Origin of the sequence: Subtercola sp. YIM 133946, assembly GCF_036553535.1 — a bacterium.
In the GTDB taxonomy this organism is placed as follows: Bacteria; Actinomycetota; Actinomycetes; order Actinomycetales; family Microbacteriaceae; genus Subtercola.
Map to the genome: position 1 here is coordinate 56,861 of NZ_JAZHPE010000016.1, position 18,953 is coordinate 75,813.

At 70.3% G+C, this 18,953-nt stretch carries 10 protein-coding genes and 2 pseudogenes; 7 read left to right on the plus strand and 5 right to left on the minus strand.

Going from position 1 to position 18,953, the window contains the following annotated elements; all coding sequences use genetic code 11:
* The first annotated feature begins 14 nt into the window (after positions 1-14).
* The 3 genes from V3W46_RS05480 to V3W46_RS05490 all read left to right on the plus strand — a co-directional run bounded on the left by V3W46_RS05480 (position 15) and on the right by V3W46_RS05490 (position 3,895).
* The gene (locus V3W46_RS05480) at positions 15-1,058 is read left to right on the plus strand and encodes an ABC transporter permease (RefSeq protein ID WP_331782233.1); all 1,044 of its coding nucleotides are present in this window, start codon (positions 15-17) and stop codon (positions 1,056-1,058) included.
* Positions 1,059-1,155: 97 nt separating this feature from the next.
* On the plus strand, positions 1,156-2,178 hold the full coding sequence (locus tag V3W46_RS05485; RefSeq protein ID WP_443069942.1) for an ABC transporter permease: 1,023 nt from the start codon (positions 1,156-1,158) through the stop codon (positions 2,176-2,178).
* A complete protein-coding gene (locus tag V3W46_RS05490; protein WP_443069937.1) occupies positions 2,153-3,895 on the plus strand; it encodes a dipeptide ABC transporter ATP-binding protein in 1,743 nt (580 codons plus the stop codon). The genes V3W46_RS05485 and V3W46_RS05490 overlap by 26 nt, the downstream gene beginning before the upstream one ends.
* A gap of 110 nt (positions 3,896-4,005) precedes the next feature.
* Here V3W46_RS05490 and V3W46_RS05495 read toward each other — a convergent pair whose 3' ends face one another.
* Positions 4,006-4,218 (minus strand): hypothetical protein, encoded by a 213-nt coding sequence (locus V3W46_RS05495; RefSeq protein WP_331782092.1) that lies wholly within the window; start codon positions 4,216-4,218, stop codon positions 4,006-4,008.
* 147 nt (positions 4,219-4,365) lie between these two features.
* Between V3W46_RS05495 and V3W46_RS05500 the strand changes: the two genes are divergently transcribed.
* Positions 4,366-5,826, plus strand: a complete 1,461-nt coding sequence (locus V3W46_RS05500) for a threonine/serine ThrE exporter family protein (RefSeq protein ID WP_331782093.1) — start codon at positions 4,366-4,368, stop codon at positions 5,824-5,826.
* Between the two features lie 16 nt (positions 5,827-5,842).
* On the opposite strand, the pseudogene V3W46_RS05505 reads toward V3W46_RS05500, so the two are convergent.
* The 3 genes and pseudogenes from V3W46_RS05505 to V3W46_RS05515 form a co-directional block, all read right to left on the minus strand.
* A pseudogene (locus V3W46_RS05505) lies at positions 5,843-7,492 on the minus strand (DUF7059 domain-containing protein).
* A 203-nt stretch (positions 7,493-7,695) separates the two neighbouring features.
* Positions 7,696-8,361 (minus strand): annotated as a pseudogene (locus tag V3W46_RS05510) (ABC transporter ATP-binding protein); the annotation flags it as partial.
* 123 nt (positions 8,362-8,484) lie between these two features.
* Entirely contained in the window at positions 8,485-9,975 is a 1,491-nt protein-coding gene (locus tag V3W46_RS05515; RefSeq protein ID WP_331782094.1) for an ABC transporter permease, read from the minus strand.
* Positions 9,976-10,414: 439 nt separating this feature from the next.
* Between V3W46_RS05515 and zwf the strand changes: the two genes are divergently transcribed.
* The 3 genes from zwf to V3W46_RS05530 all read left to right on the plus strand — a co-directional run bounded on the left by zwf (position 10,415) and on the right by V3W46_RS05530 (position 18,707).
* A complete protein-coding gene (gene zwf, locus V3W46_RS05520) occupies positions 10,415-11,881 on the plus strand; it encodes a glucose-6-phosphate dehydrogenase (RefSeq protein WP_331782234.1) in 1,467 nt (488 codons plus the stop codon).
* Between the two features lie 194 nt (positions 11,882-12,075).
* On the plus strand, positions 12,076-18,549 hold the full coding sequence (locus V3W46_RS05525) for a DUF3320 domain-containing protein (RefSeq protein ID WP_331782095.1): 6,474 nt from the start codon (positions 12,076-12,078) through the stop codon (positions 18,547-18,549).
* Positions 18,522-18,707 carry a hypothetical protein gene (locus V3W46_RS05530; protein ID WP_331782096.1) on the plus strand — a complete coding sequence of 62 codons (186 nt, stop codon included), beginning with the start codon at positions 18,522-18,524 and terminating at the stop codon, positions 18,705-18,707. The genes V3W46_RS05525 and V3W46_RS05530 overlap by 28 nt, the downstream gene beginning before the upstream one ends.
* Here the strand turns inward: V3W46_RS05530 and V3W46_RS05535 are convergent.
* Positions 18,704-18,886 carry a hypothetical protein gene (locus V3W46_RS05535; RefSeq protein ID WP_331782097.1) on the minus strand — a complete coding sequence of 61 codons (183 nt, stop codon included), beginning with the start codon at positions 18,884-18,886 and terminating at the stop codon, positions 18,704-18,706. The two genes, V3W46_RS05530 and V3W46_RS05535, sit on opposite strands and share 4 nt — an antisense overlap.
* Between the last annotated feature and the right edge of the window lie 67 nt (positions 18,887-18,953).

An 18,953-nucleotide genomic window follows, 5' to 3' on the forward strand; every position in this document is an offset into this window, starting at 1 on the left:
CTGAGTCGACAACGATTTTCAAGAAGCAGCGCACCGGGGGCGGCCTCGGCCGCTACATCGTCGTACGATTCCTGCTGATCATTCCGACGATCTTCATTCTGGTCACCCTCGTCTTCTTCTTGATGCGGCTGACCGGCGACCCGATCACGGCGGCACTCGGCGGGCGGCTGAACGCCACCCAGCTGCAGGAGCGCATCCACTCGGCGGGCTACGACCGGCCCATCCTGGTGCAGTACATCGAGTACCTCGGCCAGATCGCCACGGGCAACTTCGGCAACAGCATCAGCGACAACCGGCCGATCACCGAGATTCTGGTCACCTACGGGGCTGCCACTCTCGAGCTCGCGTTCTACGCGCTCATCGTGGCTTTCATCGTCGGCATTCCGCTCGGTCTGCTCGCCGCCTACTTCCGCGACAAGGGCCAAGACGCGGTACTGCGCGTGTTCGCCATCCTCTGCTACGCCACCCCGGTGTTCTTCGCGGGCATCCTGCTGAAGCTGATCTTCTCGGTGTGGCTGAATGTGCTGCCGGTCGCCGGGCGCGCGAGCACTGGCAGCGAGTTCGAGATGCAAGACCTGCCGCACACCACCGGTTTCTACCTCATCGACGCCTTCCAGACGGGCGATCCGGCCGTGATCAGCGACGTGCTGCTGCACGCGGTGCTGCCGGCCGTCACGCTGGGCCTGCTGACCGCCGGCATCTTCCTGCGTCTCGTGCGCACCAACGTCATCGGCACGCTGTCGACCGACTACGTGGATGCCGCACGTTCGCGCGGCGTCAGCGAGTACCGGCTCGTGCGCAAGCACGCGTACAAGCCCGCGCTCATCCCCATCATCACCGTCATCGGCCTGCAGATCGCACTGCTGCTCAGCGGCGCCGTACTCACCGAATCGACGTTCGAATGGAAGGGCCTCGGCTTCCAGCTGGCGCAGTACCTCGGTGCGCGCGACTTCGTGGCCGTACAGGGCATCGTCGCCCTGCTCGCGGTGATCGTGGCCCTGACCAACTTCATCGTCGACGTCGCCGCGGCGATCATCGACCCGAGGGTGAGGTACTGACGTGACCGCGACACTTCCGCGACCGGCCAAGCCGAGCATCCTGAGTCGCCTGCCCGTCGTGCGCCAGCTGCGCCAGAGCGTGGGGCTGCAGCGCGGCATGCTCGTCGCCGGCCTCATCATCACGGCCGTCTACGTGATCTGCGCCGTGTTCGCGCAGTGGATCGCGCCCTACGGCTTCGCCCAGCTCAGAGACGCCAGCGGGCCGTTCGGCTCGCAGGAGCCGCCGAGCCCCGGCCACATCTGGGGCACCACGGTCGGCGGCTACGACGTGTTCTCGCGGGTCATCTGGGGTGCCCAGACGGCGCTCGAGGTGATGGTCGTCGCCATCGTGCTCTCGATCTTCGTCGGCGTCTTCCTCGGGCTCGTGTCGGGGTACCTCGGCGGCTGGCTCGACCGCGTGCTCGTGGTCATCGCCGACGCGATCTACGCCTTTCCGTCGCTGCTGCTGGCCATCGTCATGTCGATCGTGATCTCGGGCGGCCAGTCGAACCTGTACGGCGGAATCCTGGCGGCGGCCATCTCGATCACGGTCGTCTACATTCCGCAGTACTTCCGGGTGATCCGTTCGGAGGCCGTGCGCATCAAGAGCGAGGCCTTCGTCGAGTCGGCCATGGTCATCGGTGCCTCGACCCCGCGCATCATGTTCCGGCACGTGCTGCGAAACTCGACCCGCACCCTGCCGCTCATCTTCACGCTGAACGCGTCGGAGGCAGTACTCACCCTCGCGGGGCTCGGCTTCCTCGGCTTCGGCATCGAGCCGACGGCCGCCGCCGAATGGGGCTACGACCTCAACAAGTCGCTCTCAGACGTGACCAGCGGAATCTGGTGGACGGCCATCTTCCCCGGCCTCGCCATCGTGCTCTCGGTGCTGGGTGTCACCCTCGTCGGTGAGAGCCTCAACGACCTGGCCGACCCGCGCCTGCGCGGCCGTCGCGCGGTCGCCGCCGCTGGGCCCACGCCGGCCGGAGGCTCCACGCGCCACGCGCGGCGGGTGGAGAGGCCGGTGGGAACGGGAGACGTCGCGCAGACCTCGGTCGTGCCCGGCGGACCCCTGACCGCCGGGCCCGCCGGTCTCGCCGGCCTCGAAGACACCGATGGAGGGTCTGACCGTGACCGTTGAGAACACCACGGCCGGCCCTACCCGCGGGCCTGTCGTCGATATCCGACACCTCGAGGTGTCGTTCTCCACCGACGCCGGCGCCATCAAGGCCGTCGACGGCGTCAGCCTCTCGGTCGCCGCGGGCGAAGTTCTCGCGATCGTCGGCGAGAGCGGTTCGGGCAAGACCGTCACGGCGAAGTCGATTCTCGGGCTGCTGCCCGAGACCGCCACCTCGAGGGGTGCGATCGTGCTCTCGAGCCGCGACGACGACAGCAGCCGCGACGTGGTCAGCCTCACGAAGAAACAGCTGCGGGGCATCCGCGGGTCTGACGTGTCGATGGTCTTCCAAGAGCCGTCGACAGCGCTCAACCCCGTGTACACCGTGGGCTGGCAGATCGCCGAAGGCCTGCGTGCGCACGGCAGCTATTCGCGGGCCGAGGCCAAGGCGAAGGCCATCGAGATTCTCGGCAGGGTCGGCATTCCCGACCCCGAGACGCGGGTGAACTACTACCCCCACCAGTTCTCGGGCGGCCAGAAGCAGCGCGTCGTCATCGCGCAGGCGCTGGTGCTGAACCCGGGCCTGATCGTGGCCGACGAACCGACCACCGCGCTCGACGTCACTGTGCAGGCCGAGATTCTCGACCTGCTGCGCCGCTGCCGCGACGAGTTCGGCGCGGCGATCGTGCTCATCACCCACAACATGGGCGTGGTGGCCGACCTGGCCGACCGGGTCGCCGTGATGTACCAGGGTGTCGTGGTCGAAGAGGCCGACGTCGTGACGCTGTTCGCCGACCCGCAGAACGACTACACGAAGCAGCTGCTGGCCGCCGTGCCCCACGTGGGCCAGGGTGCGCTGCAGACCGCCGAGCGGGCATCCGGTCGGGCGGCCGACTGGGCAGCCGCTCCCCCTGTGGTCGTCGCCGATCGCCTGCGCATCGAGTACCCCGGGCGGTTCGGGCGCAGCCCGTTCGTGGCCGTCGACGGAGTGAGCTTCGAGATTCGTGAGGGCGAGGTGCTCGGCCTGGTCGGCGAGAGCGGATCGGGCAAGACCACCATCGGCCGCGCCATCGCGGGGCTGACGAAGGTGACGAGCGGTTCGCTCTCGGTGCTCGGGCATGAGATGAACGGCGTGCGCGAGCGCCGCTTCAAGAAGACCCGCAGCGACATCGGCTTCGTCTTCCAAGACCCGGGCTCGAGCTTCAACCCGCTGCTCACCATCGCCGACTGCGTGGCCGAACCCCTGATCGTGCACGGCCGGGCTCAGGATGCCGGGGCCGCCCGCCCCCGGGTCAACGAGCTGCTCGAGGCCGTACAGCTGCCGTCGGCGTACGGCGATCGTTTTCCGCACGAACTGAGCGGCGGACAACGCCAGCGCGCCAGCCTCGCCCGCGCTCTCGCGCTCGAGCCGAAACTGCTGATCGCCGACGAGCCGACCTCGGCGCTCGATGTCTCGGTGCAGGCCCGGGTGCTCGAGCTGTTCGCAGAGCTGCAGCGGGAGTTCGGGTTCGCGGCGTTGTTCATCAGCCACGACCTCGCCGTCGTCGACCTGCTCGCCGACCGCATCGCGGTGCTGTACCGCGGAACGTTGGTCGAAGAGGGTACCGGCGCGGAGGTGCTCGGCGCTCCCCAGCATCCGTACACCCAGCGGCTGCTCGCCTCGCTGCCCGTGCCCGACCCGCTCGAGCAGGCCCGGCGGCGCGAGGCGCTGCGCGCCCTGCGCGCCGCCGAGACGGCGTAGCCGCGCGGCCCCCGGCGCCCGCGCTGGTTCTGGCGCATCCGCGCCCGTCCGGCGCATCCGCACCCTTTCGAAGCAGCGCGGATGCGCCGAAACGCCGCGTTCGCGGTGAGCTACTCGGAGTCGGCGCCCTCCTGCACCTCGATCGGGCGGTAGGTGTACTCGGCCGCGTCGGGGTCGAGCTCCCACACGACCTCGGCCGGCTCGCCGTCGATGTCGGCCGTTCGAACGATCGACTTCTGCGGCAGCCCTTCGATGTACTCGAGCTGGATCGATTCGGTGCTGCTGCCGCTGTCGAGAATGGCGGTGTAGACGGTGTCGCTCACGTGAGGTTTCCTTTCAAGATCGCCGCACCGCGCGTCACGGCCGGCACCCTCGAGACTATCCGTCGGCAGCCACCACTGACGAGCGTGGCCGGCCGCCACAGACGAGCGCTGAACCCCGACGGGCCTCGCGCCTGAGAGGATACTGACATGGCCCGAAATCCCTCGCCGGCACCGCACCCGCGGCGTGGGCTGCACCCGTGGCGCGAGCTGCGCCGCCAGTGGGGCCGCACACTGAAGCCGCAGGCGCCGCCGAAGGAGCCCGACGAAGAGGCCAAAGACACGGCCATCCTGACCATGCTGCGCGCGCTCGGCGTGGCCATGCTGGCGTCGAGCCAGGCCACCAACGATGTCGAGAACACGCTGTACGACATCGCGGCGACCTACAACCTCACGGGCATCCGTATCGCCGTGCTGCCCACGCTCGTCATTCTGCAGCTCGACGCGGTGGCGGGCCCGGGCGAGCCCCAGGTCGCCGGCGCCGTGTCGACCGAGACCGGCTCGCAGACCGTGGTCGGCGGCCACGGCCGGTACAGCGCAGAAGACCTCGCGGCCCGGGCCGGCCGCACCGACCTCGACACGGTGTCGACGCTGTCGATCAGGCTCGACCAGGCGGCCGCGATCGACGAACTCGTCGGTGAGGCCCAGCGCGGCACGCTCGACCCCGACGATGCGCTCGGCCGGCTGGCGGCCATCCGCACCTCTGCACCGCGCTTCGGGCCGTGGATGACCGTGGTCGGGCACACCGTGCTGTGCCTCGGCTTCGGGCTGACGTTGAACCCCACGGCGGCGGCGATTCCGGCGTACATCCTGCTGGGCGCCATCGTGGGCGGGCTGCTCGTGCTCGGCAAGCGGCTGCCGACCCTGGCCAGCGCGATGCCGGTGTTCGCCTCGTTCATCGTCACGGTGATCACGACGCTGTTCCTCGCCGGCGCGGCCGGCGACAGCCCGCTGAAGCTCATTGCCCCGGCGCTGGTGAGCTTTCTACCGGGGCTCACGCTCACCGTCGCGTCGATCGAGCTCACCAGCAACCAGATCATCGCGGGCGCCAGCCGGGTCGTCTACGGCGTCGCCCAGCTGCTGCTGCTCGCGTTCGGCGTGATCGCCGGGCTCACCGTGACCCACGGCGGCACCGAGGTGACACAGGTGAACGGTCTCGGGTGGTGGTCGGCGATCGCGGGAGTGGCGCTGGTGGGTGTGGGGTTCGTGTTCTTCCTGTCGGCGCCGAAGCGGTCGTTCCTGTGGATTCTCGTGGCCCTGTTCGCGTCGTACGGGGCCCAGACCATCGGGGCGGTGTTCCTCGGCTCGCTGCTGTCGGGGTTCGTCGGGGCGCTTGTGGTGGTGCCGCTCAGCCGGTTCCTCGCGCAGTTCCGGTCGGCACCGCCCGCCACGGTGATGATGCTGGCGTCGTTCTGGCTGCTCGTGCCCGGGGCGCTCGGGTTCATCGGCATCAGTGAGAGCGCCGGTGGAACCTCGGTGAGCGCGGGGGCGGCGAGCGTGACGACGCTGGTCAACACGGGCATCTCGCTGTTCTCGATCGCGCTCGGCATTCTCGTCGGCACCGGGCTGACCCGCGACTTCACTCGGGCACGCATCACCTTCCGCGGCTGACCGGGAGCGGGCTCTCTTAAGCGGGCAGCAGGAAGCCGTCGATGAGCAGCTCGCGCACGCGCGGCAGCACGTCGACGAGCAGCTCGAGCTCGTCGACCTCGAGCAGGTGCGCGATCGCGCCACAGATCTGCCCGATGGTGAGGTCGCCGTCGCAGGCTCCGACCAGAGCGGCCAACGCCGTGTCGAGGGAGACGGTGCGGGCGAACCCGCTGCCCTGACGCAGTGTCATCACCGTCGGGTTCTCCTGGCCGGGCCAGTAGTGGCGCTCTTCGGTGACGTCTGGCGCGTAGGTGACCGTCGACGCCAGCAGCGCTTCGTCGCTCAGCGCCTGCTGCCAGTCGTAACCCTCGAGGCTCGTCGAGAAATACTGCCCGAGCCCGGCCGGGTTCGAGCCGCGGGCGTCGGTCAGGCGCTCGAAGCGGCGCAACGGCCGCGGCGCGCGGCTCTGGCGCAGCAGCACGTAGCCGAAGCCTACGTGCGTGACGCCGCGCGCCTCGAAGTCGTCGAGCCAGGCCGCGTACAACGGCTCGAAGGCGGGGGTGCCGGGGCGGGTGCCGCCGTCACGAATCCAGGTCTCGGCGTACTGCGGAGCATCCTGCAGCTCGCGCTCGATCACCCACGCGTCGAGGGTGCTGCCCTGAAGCCAGCCGCGCACCCGTTCGAGGCCGTCGCCCGAGCCCTCGCCGGGGTCGCTGCCCGGGCCGCGGGGCGTGCTGCCGGTGGAGGTCGTTCGACGTGCACCGGGCTCGCGGTACTCCCAGTTGCCGAGCAGCTGCGCGATTCCGCCCGGGGCGAGGTGTGCCTCGCAGCCGCGCATCACCGTCGCCACCAGATCGTCGCCCACCAGCCCGCCGTCGCGGTACTAGTACTGCGGAACATCCTCGCCGCGCGGGGTGATCACGAACGGCGGGTTCGACACGATCTGGTCGAACTGCTCGCCCGCGACCGGCTCGAACAGGCTGCCGAGGCGCAGCTCGATGTTGTCGATCGCGTTCAGCTCGGCGTTCAGCGCCGCAAGCTCGAGGGCGCGCGTCGAGATGTCGGTCGCGACGACGCTCCTGGCGTGGCGCGAGGCGTGCATGGCCTGGATTCCGCACCCCGTGCCGAGGTCGAGCACCCGCCCCACCGGTTCGGTGATCATCAGGCCGCTGAGAGTCGTGGATGCCCCACCGACCCCCAGCACATGGTCGACGCCGAGCGGCCGGCCGCCGAGCGCCAGCTCGCCGAGGTCGGAGACGATCCACCAGCTGCCCGCGCCGAGCGCGTCGACGAAGCTGTACGGGCGCAGGTCGAGCAGCGCGACGAGCGGGTCTACGACGTCGACCGCCGCCTGGCCAGTGGCCGGCGCGGGGGCCGGGCCGACGAGACCCAGCTGCTCGGCGCCCGCGGAGCCGAGGGTGGGCAGTGCGGCATCCGTCGCCGCCCGCTCCACCGGCTCGTTCAGCACGAACAGCGTCGCCAGCGTCTCGGCCCGCGACACCGGCACACCCTCGGCCCGCCGCCGCTGCAACGCTCGCACTGCCGGCAACCGCTGCCCCCGGAACAGCGCCGCTGCGGCCTCCTCGCCCCACAGCGCCCCCACCGTCTCGACACTGAACGACGATGTAATCAGGTCGCGCCGCAGCGCCGCTACCAGGGAAGAACTCACTCTCCCATTCAACCCCAGTCTCACCGGCCGCCTCCGCGCTCAGCCTGTCTCCGGAAGGGACGAAGTCAGGCGGCCTCGGACTCGTCGCCCGAATCGGCGGCACGCGCCGTGGCAGGCTCAGCGCCAGTGGGCGCCGTGGCGGGCGCCACGCCGGGCGCCGCGGGGGCAGCGGAGGCCGCCGGGCCCGGCGCCGACCGGGCACCGACCTTCGATGAGGTGCCCACCTCGGTGACCTTTCCGTTCTTGATGTGCAGGCGGCGCTCGGCGCGGCGGGCCACCGCCGAGTCGTGCGTGACGATGATGAGCGTCAGGCCCTGGTCGCGCCAGAAGCTCTCGAGCAGTTCCATGATCTCGTCGCGGGTGCCCTCGTCGAGGGCTCCGGTGGGCTCATCGGCCAGCAGAACGTCGGGCGACTTGACCAGCGCGCGGGCGATCGCCACGCGCTGCTGCTGTCCGCCCGACAGCTCGGCAGGCAGGTGCGACGAGCGCTCGGAGAGCCCGACGGAGGCCAGGGCATCCAGTGACCGCGACCGACGCTCGGCGCCCGACACCGGCAGCGGCGCGAGCGCCGTCTCGACGTTCTCGAGGGCGGTCAGGGTCGGAATCAGGTTGAACCCCTGAAAGACGAACCCGATCTCTTTGGCGCGGATCTCGGCCAGCTTGTGGTCGCCGAGCTTCGACAGCATCGACGTTCCGAGCTGCACCTCGCCCGAGCTCGGCCGGTCGAGGGCGCCGAGCATCTGCAGCAGCGTCGATTTGCCACCGCCGGTGGGGCCCTGGATGGCCACCATCTGCCCGTCGGGAATGCTCAGGTTCACGCCGTCGAGCGCCGTGACCTTTCGTTTGCTGGCGTTGTAGGTCTTCGTGACGTTCGTGAGTTCGTACATGGTCTGGCTCCTCTGCGTTTCGTTGAGAGTGGGGTGTTGCGACGGTCGGGGTGGGCGGGTGATGCGACGGGCGGCGTGAGCCGGGGCCGCAGGGCGAGGCGGGCAGGTCTGGGATGCCGCGCCCTAGCCCACCGACCGAAGCGCCTCGGCGGGCCGCAGCCGGGCCGCACGCCAGCCACCGATAGCGCCGGCGAGAAGCCCGCCGAGCACGGCCAGCGCCACCGCGATGAGGATGATGCCGATCGTCACCGGCGCCTGCAGCGTGACCGTGGTCGATGCGACAGCCGACGCCGCGGCACCGAAGCCGCCGCCGCCGGGGCCGCCGCCCGCGCCGGGGCCTCCGGCGGTGGTGGTCGAGGCGGCCGAGCCGCTCAGCGTGGGGGCAATGATGTTGACCACGATGATGCCGATCAGGCCGACCACGATGCCGATGGCACCGCCGATGAGGCCCTGTACGACCGATTCACCGGCCACCTGGCTGACGATGCGCCGGTTGCTCCAGCCCACCGCCTTCAGGGTGCCGAACTCGCGGGTGCGGCGGGTGACGCCCGAGATCGTGAACAGGATCGCGATCAGGAAGGCGGCGGCGAGCACCAGGATCGACAGCCACGTGCCGAGGTTGGCGATGAGCGAGGAGGCGGTCGAGAGCGATCCCGAGACGGTCGACGCGAGGTCGGCCTGGGTGCTCACGGTGGCGGTCGGCAGCGCGGCCTGCAGTGCGGCGGCGACCGTGTCGACGTCGCCCGAGTTGGCGGCGGTGACGTAGATGTTGCTGATCATGCCGGCGTTGCTCGAGAGCGTCTGGGCCACGTCGAGCGGAATGTAGGCGTTCGACGCGGTGACACTGTCGGAGCCGGTCGACGAGACCGTGCCGACGATGGTGAACGTGGTTCCGCCGATGTCCATGGTGCCGCCGGTGGCGAGCGAGGCCGACGTGGCGTAGCTCGAGTCGAGCACGACGTTGTCGGTTCCGACGTCAGAGGCGTCGAGCAGCCGGCCGGTGGCGAGGGTGACGGCTGAGAGCGGGCCGACCGAGCTGCCGGTGGGGTCGAGGCCGAGCACGGTGAAGCTGTTCACGTCGAACGCGCTGCCGCCGGCACCGTCGGCGCCTCCTGTCGGGGCCTGACCCGCGGCGGGGGCACCCTGGGTGCCGGTGGTTCCGTCTGCGGTTCCGCCGGTGGTCGACTGGTCGGGCAGCTGGCCGCTGAAGGTCTGGTTGGTGAGCGACAGGGTTCCGGTGGCGGCCGAGACGCCCGCCGTGCCCTGCACGGTGGCGAGCGCGGTGTCGGCGAACACGGTCTCGGTGCGGCTGGCGGTGAGCGTCGACTGACTGAGCGTCGTGGTGCCGCCCGAGGTGGCGCCCGAGCCCGAGCCGAAGGCGAACTGGCCGCCGGGGTTCGCGCCGGCGGTCGGGGCGGCCGCCGCCTGGCTGATCGTGATGTCGGTGCCGACACCGTAGACCGACTGCAGCACAGACGCCTGCGCGCCCTGCACTCCCGCCGAGATCGAGTTGACCAGAATGACCAGCCCGATGGCGAGCGCCATTCCGATCGAAATGATGATGGTCTGTTTTCGCCTGTTGACGAGTTCTCGCCTGAGGTATGTGCCGAACATGGGGCTCCTTCGTATGGGGTCTGTGTGAGACAGTACGAAGCGGCGCTATGCGGTGCCCATGCCGATGCTATGAAGCGGGTATGCAAAAGTGAGGTTTCGATACGGCTCGCTGCGCGGGCCTACTCGACCAGCGACCCCGCCGATTGACGAACGCGGCTCGCTGCGCGGGCCCACTCGACCAGCGACCCCGCCGATTGACTAACGCGGCTCGCTTCACGGGCCCACTCGACCACCGACCCCGCCGGTTGACGAACGCGGCTCGCTGCGCGGGCCCACTCGACCACAACCCCGCCGGTTGAGTAGCGCGGCGAAGCCGCGCGTATCGAAACCCCCCGCCACCCGCGACACGAGCAGAATACCGGCATGTTTCGTTCACGTGACGGTCTGTTTGCGGCCACCCTGCGGTAGCGGGCGCGCTGCCACTATGTCGAGGGTGAGCATGATTCCCGACGAGCCCGACCGCTTCGACCTCTCGACCGCCATCGCACCGCATGTCGTGGTGCTGTTCGGTGCCACGGGCGATCTGGCGAGACGAAAACTGATCCCCGGCATGGCGCATCTGGTGCTCTCGTCGCTGGCCCCGAGCATCCGTATCGTCGGAACCTCGCTCGAACCGTACGACAACGAATCGTTCCGCGAGTTCGCCATCGAGGCCTGCCACGAGTTCAGCACCCGCCCGCTGTCAGAAGAGCAGCTCGAGAGCTTCGCGTCGCGGCTGACCTACGTGGGGCAGAACGAGGGCCCGGATGCCCTGGCCGAGGCCGTGCGCGACGCCGAGGCCCTGCTGGGTGAGGGTGCACGCCGCCTGCACTACCTGAGCGTGCCGCCGAAGGCCGCCCTCGCCGTCGTGAAGATGCTGTCTGACGCCGACCTCGTCGACCACTCCCGGGTGATCATGGAGAAACCGTTCGGCACCGACCTGCCGAGCGCCGTCGCGCTCAACGCGAAGCTGCACGAGACGTTCCGCGAGGCGCAGATCTTTCGCATCGACCACTTTCTGGGCAAGGAGCCGGCCCAGAACATCCTCGCGTTCCGCTTCGCCAATGGGTTGTTCGAGCCGATCTGGAACCGCAACTTCATCGCGCACGTGCAGATCGACGTGCCCGAGACACTCGGCCTCGACCGCCGCGCCGAGTTCTACGAGTCGACCGGCGCGTTCAAAGACATGGTCGTGACGCACCTCTTCCAGATTCTCGCGTTCATGGCGATGGAGCCGCCGACCGAGCTCGGGCCGGCCGCGATCAGCGAGGAGAAGAACAAGGTCTTCCGCTCGATGCGCTCCATCGACCCGGCGAACGTGGTGCGCGGCCAGTACGGCGGGTACCGCGACATGCCGGGTGTCTCGCACGAGTCGGAGACCGAGACCTTCGTGGCGCTGAAGGTCGAGATCGACAACTGGCGCTGGGCGGGCGTTCCGTTCTACCTGCGCACGGGCAAGAAGCTCGCCGAGGGGCAGCGCATCATCTCGATCGCGTTCCACGAGCCGCCGAAGAGCATGTTCCCGGCCGGGTCGGGCGTCGGCAAAAGCGGGCCCGACCACCTCACGTTCGACCTCGCCGACGCGTCGAAGGTGTCGCTGTCGTTCTACGGCAAGCGACCGGGGCCGGGCATGAAGCTCGACAAGCTCTCGATGCAGTTCGCGCTGCACGACCACGAGCGGGCGGGCGACGTGCTCGAGGCCTACGAGCGGCTCATTCTCGACGCGATGCGCGGCGACCACACGCTCTTCACCACTGCGGAGGGCATCGAGCGGCTGTGGGAGATCTCAGCGGAGCTGCTCGAAGACCCGCCGCCCGTGCGCACCTACGCGCCCGGAACGTGGGGCCCCAACGCCATTCACCAGCTCATCGCGCCGAACGCCTGGCGGCTGCCGTTCGAGCGCGCCTGGCGGCACTCGAAGGAGTGACTTCGCCTGTCGAGTGGCTCCGCAGGAGCGTATCGAGACCCCCGTACCCCCGGCGCTGGTTTCGATACGCGGCGACGCCGCTACGCAACCGGCGTCGGGAGGGCTGTTCGATACGCGGCGACGCCGCAACCGGCGTCGGGCGGTCTTGTTAGCCTGAGAGCATCCACACCGGCCGACGACAGCAGAGGATGCCCGTGCAGAACGAGATCTACGAGGTGCTCGACGCCGCTCTGAACGGCGTGCGCCTGCAGGTCGAACTGCAACCCCGGGTCAACTCGTCGCTGGTGTCGAGCGGGATCCCGTTCATCCGGAGCCTGGTGGTTCACAACGAGACGGCGGGGGCACTCGACTCGCTCGAACTGCGCGCCACGCTGCAGGTGGCCGGCCGGGCGAGCGCCGCCGAGTGGCGGCGACCGGTGGGGGCGCTGGCACCGGGTGACGCCCAGCGGGTGGATGCCCGTGCCGACCGTGCGGCGTTCGCCGAGTTCGCCCCGCTCATCTCGGGCGCGGCGGAGGCCACGCCGGCCACGCTGACGCTCTCGGTCGGGCCGGTGGGAGGCGCCGAGACTCGAATCGTCGCCGCCGTCGAGGTGAGCGCATTCAACGAGTTCCTCAACTACCCCGGACTGCACGCCGCCCTGGCCGCCTTCGTGCAGCCGAACACCGCCGCCGTCACCAGCGTTCTGCGCGCCGCGTCAGACCTGCTGCTGAAGCGCACCGGCAACGGCTCGCTCGACGGCTACCAGTCGGGCCCCGTGCGCGCCACCCAGATCGGCGGGGCACTCTATGAGGCATTGCGGGCGCGCGAGATCACCTACATCAATCCGCCCGCCTCGTTCGAGCTCTCGGGCCAGAAGGTGCGCACCACCGAGCAGGTGCTCGCCGAACGCTTCGGCACCTGCATCGACCTGTCGGTGCTGTACGCAGCCTGCCTCGAGGCGTCGGGGCTGTTCCCGGTGATCTTCCTGACCGCGGGGCACGCCTTCGCAGGCTTCTACACCAGCGAGAAGTACGGCGACACGGCCACGCTCGACAACGTCAACGTGCTCACCAACCTCGTCGAGATCGACGCGATTCACGCCGTGGAGCTGACCGCCATCGGGCCCGGGCGGGGCAGCCTCGACTTTCGCGATGCGTCGAAGCGGGCAGCCGAGTACTTCAGGCAGCAGTTCGACCGGCTGCGCGACATGGTCGACATCACCCGCGCCCGTCTCGACGGCGTGCGCCCGATGCCGGGGTTCACCGGGCTGGCCGGCGCCGTGCTCGGTGGCGCAGTGCTCGGTGGCGCAGTGCTCGGTGGCGCCGTGCTCGGTGGCGCCGTGCTCGGTGCCACTGGGGTGGGTGCCACAGCGGACGCCGAGGCCGCACTGCAGGCCGCCGCCGACCTCGAACGGCCGTTCGTCGCGAAGTCGAGCCTGAAGAACCTGACCGCCGCCGCCCGCGACGACGAGGTGGTGCGGGGCGTGCTCGACTCGCACGACGACTCCCCCGCCCGCTTCAAGGCGTGGAAGCGCGACCTGCTCGACCTGAGCCTGCGCAACCCGCTGCTGAACATGCCCCGCACCTCGAAGGTGCTCGACCTCATCGTGCCCGGCGGATCGCTGCCCACCCTCGACGACCTGGCCCACTCGGGCAAGAGCCTGCGCCTGATGGGCGCGGTCGACTCGACCGAGCTGCAGAAGCTCGCCGGCGACCGGGGGGTCAACGAGATCGCACCCGACGTGATGGCGACGCTGCTGAGGTCGACGCACACCGTCTTCACCGCCCGCGACGACATCAAGCATCGCGCACAGCTCCGAGCCATGAAGCGCGAAGCAGACACCCTCGAGCAGGAGACGGGCAGCAACTACCTCTACCTCACGCTGGGCACCCTCGTGCATGAGAAGTCGGGCGGCGGCGAGGCCCGGGCTCCCCTGTTTTTGCTGCCGATGCGTCTCACCGGCGGTCTGGCATTCACGCCCTACTCGATGAAGCTCGACGGCGACGACATCGCCCAGCCCAACCTCTGCCTGCTCGAGTGGCTGCGGGCCACCAAGGGTCTCGATCTCGACGAGCTGGCGAGTCCGGCGCTCGACGACTCCGGCATCGCCGTCGGGGCCGTGTTCGCCGGCATCCGGTCGCGTCTCGTCGAGGCGGGTCTGCCGTACCGCATCGACGAGACCGCGAGCCTCGCCATCCTGCGGTTCTCGACCTTCCAGATCTGGAAAGACCTCGACGCCAACTGGAGCGACCTCCTCGAGCGGCCGGTGGTCAAGCACCTCGTCGAGAGACCCGGCGAGTCGTTCGACGACCCCGCCGCATCGGCCGCCCCGGTGATCGACGAAGAGACCCTGCGCCTGCCGATCGCCGCCGACGGATCGCAGCTCGCCGCCATCGTGCGCGCCACCAGCGGGCAGTCGTTCGTGCTCGAGGGCCCTCCCGGCACAGGCAAGTCGCAGACCATCACGAACCTCATCGCGCACGCCGTGGGCGAAGGCAAGAAGGTGCTGTTCGTGGCCGAGAAGCAGGCCGCGCTCGAGGTCGTGAAGCGCCGGCTCGACGCGGTGGGGCTCGGCGTTTTCGGGCTCGAGCTGCACGGGTCGAAGCAGTCGATGAAGTCGATCCGCGACCAGCTGAAGGCCTCACTCGACGCCGCCGTCACCGCAGACCAGAGCCGGTGGGCGGCGACGGATGCCCGGCTGCGCTCAGCCGTCTCGACCCTGTCGCGCTATCCGCACCTCGTACACGACCGCAACGCGGCCGGCCAGTCGCTCTGGAGCGCCTACGACGCCCTCGGCGCCCTCGGCGACGGGCCGGTGGCGGAGGTTCCCGAGGCGTGGCTCGCCGGGCGCGGCGGCGGCGCCGGCGTGAGTGGGGTCGGCGCGAGCGCGGGTGGGGTCGGCGCGAGCGCGGGTGGGGTCGGCGCGAGCACGGCCGACCCGAGCGGGGTCGGGCCCAGTGGCGTGCCGGCGAACGCGGGCAACGCCGGCGCGGGCGCCGATGACGTCACCGAGCTGACGCGAGGTTTCGCGCAGGCCGCGGCCCGGTTCGGGCTGCGTGCCGGGCATCCGTGGGTCATCGTGGGCGCCACCGAACCCGCCGCCCTCGACGCCGCCACTCTCACCGCCGCGCTGCAGGAGCTGGCGGCCGCCGAACGCCGTCTCGCCGAGCTCGGGCCCGCGTGGGCTGCGGCCCTAACCTCGGTGACACCGGCGGGCGCTCTGCCGCTCGTGCTGCGGCTGCTCGACGCACGCCAGGCCGGCCGCCTGCCCGCGACCGGACACCTCGCCTACATCGACCGGCCGAGCTGGCGCGAGAGCGTCGACGCCCTGCGGCAGGCGACGGCCGCCTACGCGGCCCGGCACGCCGCGATTCTCGCCCAGGTCACACCCGGGGCGTTCGAACTGCCCGATCTCGCAGCACTGATCGAGCGTTCGGCGAAGCTCGACGAGTCGTGGTTCTTCGCCGAGCAGCGGCGCAAGCCGATCGTCGAACAGCTGCGGTCGGTGTCGCGCACGCCGATCGAGGGCGCCGCTGTCACGCCCGCGCTGCGTGCGATCGCCGCCGCCCAGGCCGAGGCGGTGCCGCTGCGGGCGCAGCTGGCAGCGATTCAGGGCCTGCTCGTCGACCCCGCGTGGCAGCCGTACGGCACGGCTGCCATCGGCGCGGATGCGTACGGTACCGCTGCCACCGGCACAGACGCGTACAGCACCGCCGCCCTCAGCACAGCCGCATACAGCACCGCCGCCACCGGCACAGCCGCATACAGCACCGCTGCCAGCGGTACAGACGCGTACGACACCGCCGCCACCGGCGCGGATGCGTACGGCGCCGCTGCGGGCGGCACACCCCCCGCCGGTACACCTCCAGCGAGCACGGCCGCCGCAGCGCAGCTCGACGCGGCCGTGTCTGTCTCCCTCGAGGCGGTCTGGCTGAATCGTGCTGCACCCGCGGCCTACGCGGCTCTCGACTCGACGACGCCCGCCGAACAGGCGGCGCTGGCCGACGTCGAGGCGAGTTGGCAACGCTGGCTCGCGGCGACGGGCGGCAGCGGTACCGCGCCGCCCCATCAGCCCACCACCTCGCTGCTTCCCTCGGCGACGGGCGGCACCCCTGCCACCGCTCCTGCCCCTGCCACCGCTTCTACCCCTGCCACCGCTCCTGCCCCTACCCCTGCCACTGCCACGCCCCCCATCGACGCCGCCCACCGGGTGCTGCAGTGGTCGGCCGGCCGCAACTGGGTCGAGGCGTGGCACACCGACGCACCACTGTGGTGGGCCGATGTGTCGGCCACGGGAGCCCTGCAACCGCAGCGATTCACCGAGTGCCGGCGGCTCATCGAGTCGATCCGGGCATCCGGTCTCACCGCGTTCGCCGACCAGCTCGTCTCGTCACGCATCCCCGCCGCAGAGGCGCCAGAGGCTCTCTTGCGCGGCCTCGCCCGCACCTCGCTCGATGAACGGCGCCGCGCATCCGGTCTCGACGCCTTCGACGCCGACGCCGAAGACCGCGCCGTCGCCTCGTTCCTGCAGAACGGCGCGGCCAGCCGCGAGCTGCTGCGCGGCATCGGGCCCGCGACGCTGGTCGCACGACGGCCGTTCGACCGCACGAACCTGCGCGGCGAGGTCGCCGAACTCGGCCGGCAGCTCGAGCGCAAACGCGGCGGGCTGAGCTTTCGCGAGATCACCCGGCGGTATCCGGATGCCCTGCTGGCCGTCTCGCCCGTCTTCCTGATGAGTCCCGGCTCGGTCGCGCACTACCTCGACCCCACCTCGCTCGAGTTCGACCTCGTCATCTTCGACGAGGCCTCGCAGATTCGTGTCTCGCAGGCAATCGGCGCCATGGGCCGCGGCCGCGCGGTCGTCGTGGTGGGCGATTCGAAGCAGATGCCGCCGACGCGGGTGATGCAGGTCGAGAGCACGCCCGACAGGCCCGAGGAGGGCGAGGAGCTCGTGGTCGAAGACCTCGAGAGCATCCTGACCGAGGCCGTGGAGTCGGGCCTGCCCCAGCTCTGGCTGGGCTGGCACTACCGCAGCCGCGACGAGAGCCTCATCGCGTTCTCGAACGCCCGCTACTACGGCAACCGTCTCGTCAGCCTGCCGTCGCCCGGCGTCGACCCCGGGGCCGGCGTGGGCTGGCGTCGCGTCGACGGGGTGTTCGACCGCGGCCGCACCCGCACCAACGAGGTCGAGGCGCGAGCGATCGTCGACGAGATCGCGGTGCGTCTGCGCGACCCCGAGACCCGCGGCGACTCGCTGGGCGTCGTGTGTTTCAACATCCAGCAGCGCGACCTCATCTTGAACATGCTCGAAGACTCGCCCGACCTGCTGGTGCAGCAGGCTCTCACGGCCGAGGCCGGCAGCGAGCTGTTCGTCAAGAACCTCGAGAATGTGCAGGGCGATGAGCGCGACACCATCCTGTTCTCGCTGGCGTTCTCGGTCGACCCGGCCACCGGAGTTCTGCCGCTGAACTTCGGCCCGCTGAACCTCGCGGGCGGCGAGCGGCGCTTCAACGTCGCGGTCACCCGTGCCAAGAAGCAGATCGTGCTGTTCAGCTCGTTCGACGCCGCCGACATCGACCTCAAGCGGTCGAGCGCGCAGGGCATCGCCGACCTCAAGACCTACCTCGAGTTCGCCGCCACCCGGGTCTCACCCGGCTCGGTGAACCAGGTCGACGCGTTCTCGAACCGCGGCCGGCTCGTCGACGAGATCGCGGCCGACCTCGTGGCGGCCGGCTACGAGGTCGAGGCTGAGCTCGGCATGTCTGCCTTCAAGGTCGACCTCGCCGTTCGCACGCCGGGCGCCGACAAGTGGATGCTCGCGGTCATGGTCGACGGCCCCGGCTACAACTCGCGGCCCACCGTCACCGACCGCGAGGGGTCGTCGCAGCTGCTCGTCGACATCATGGGGTGGAACCAGGTGACCCGCGTGTGGCTGCCCGGCTGGCTGCGCGACCGCGCGGGCGCCCTGCGCCGCCTCATCGAGCTGCTCGAGCGCCCGGTGGCCGCTGCTGCCCTACCCCCCGCTGACGACGCGGCCGAGGCCGCTGTCGCCGGCGCGGCCGTCACCACAGGTTCGGCCTCCAGTGCGCCGATCGCCGGCGGCCCGGCCGTGGCGGCGCCCGGAGACGATGCGCCCGCAGACGATGCGCCGACAGACGATGCGCCGACCCGTTCACACGCGGCGGCCGCCACGGGCGCTACGACCGCTACGGCCTTACCGGCCCCACCGGCCTCACCGGCCTCACCGGCCTCACCGGCGTCACCGGCGTCACCGGCGTCACCGGCGTCACCGGCCGAGGGTACCCCGATCCCCGTGTTTGAGGTCGCACCCGACAGCGTCGTGGCGGCGCAGTCCGCGCTCGGCAACATGGCCGCGGCAGCTGCCGTGATCGCACGCATCGCGACCGAGATCGTCGACGTGGAGGGGCCGATTCCCCTGCAGCGCCTCGTGTCGACGGTGAGCCGCCGGTTCGGGTTCAGCCGCATCGGCGAAGCGAAACGCCAGGAGCTTGCCCGCGTCATCCGACGGTCGATCACCGTCGTCGACGACATCGCGTGGCCGGGCGCTCTCGACCCGCAGCAGTGGCGCGGATTCAGGCGCACACAGCGCACCGACGACCGCGCGCTGGCCGACATAACCCTCCCGAGATCACCAACGCCATGCTCTTCGTGCTGGGCCAGGCGCTGAGCTCGGGGCGCGACGACCTGTTGCGTGAGACGGCGTCGGTGCTCGGCTATTCGAGGCTCACCGAAGCGAGCCGGCGCACCCTCGACGGCGTGCTCGCCGCGGCCGTGGCGGCCGGGCGCATCACCGACGACGACGGCCGGCTGAGGGCAGCGCTCTAGACGGGCTCGTCGTCGGCGAGCGCGTCGAGCGTCTCGATCACCTTGTCGAGCGCAGTGAGCAGGTTGTGGATCGCCTGACGCTCAGGAGTGTCAGACTCGAACTTCTGAACGTCGTACGCGGCGAGACTGGCGCTTTCGCGTGCTTCTTTGAGGTAGGCCTGGGCCTTGAGGTTCGACATGCCGCCACTCTAGCGGCGCGAGCATCCATTCCTCCAGAGCCGCACACAACCCCGCCCGGGCCACCCG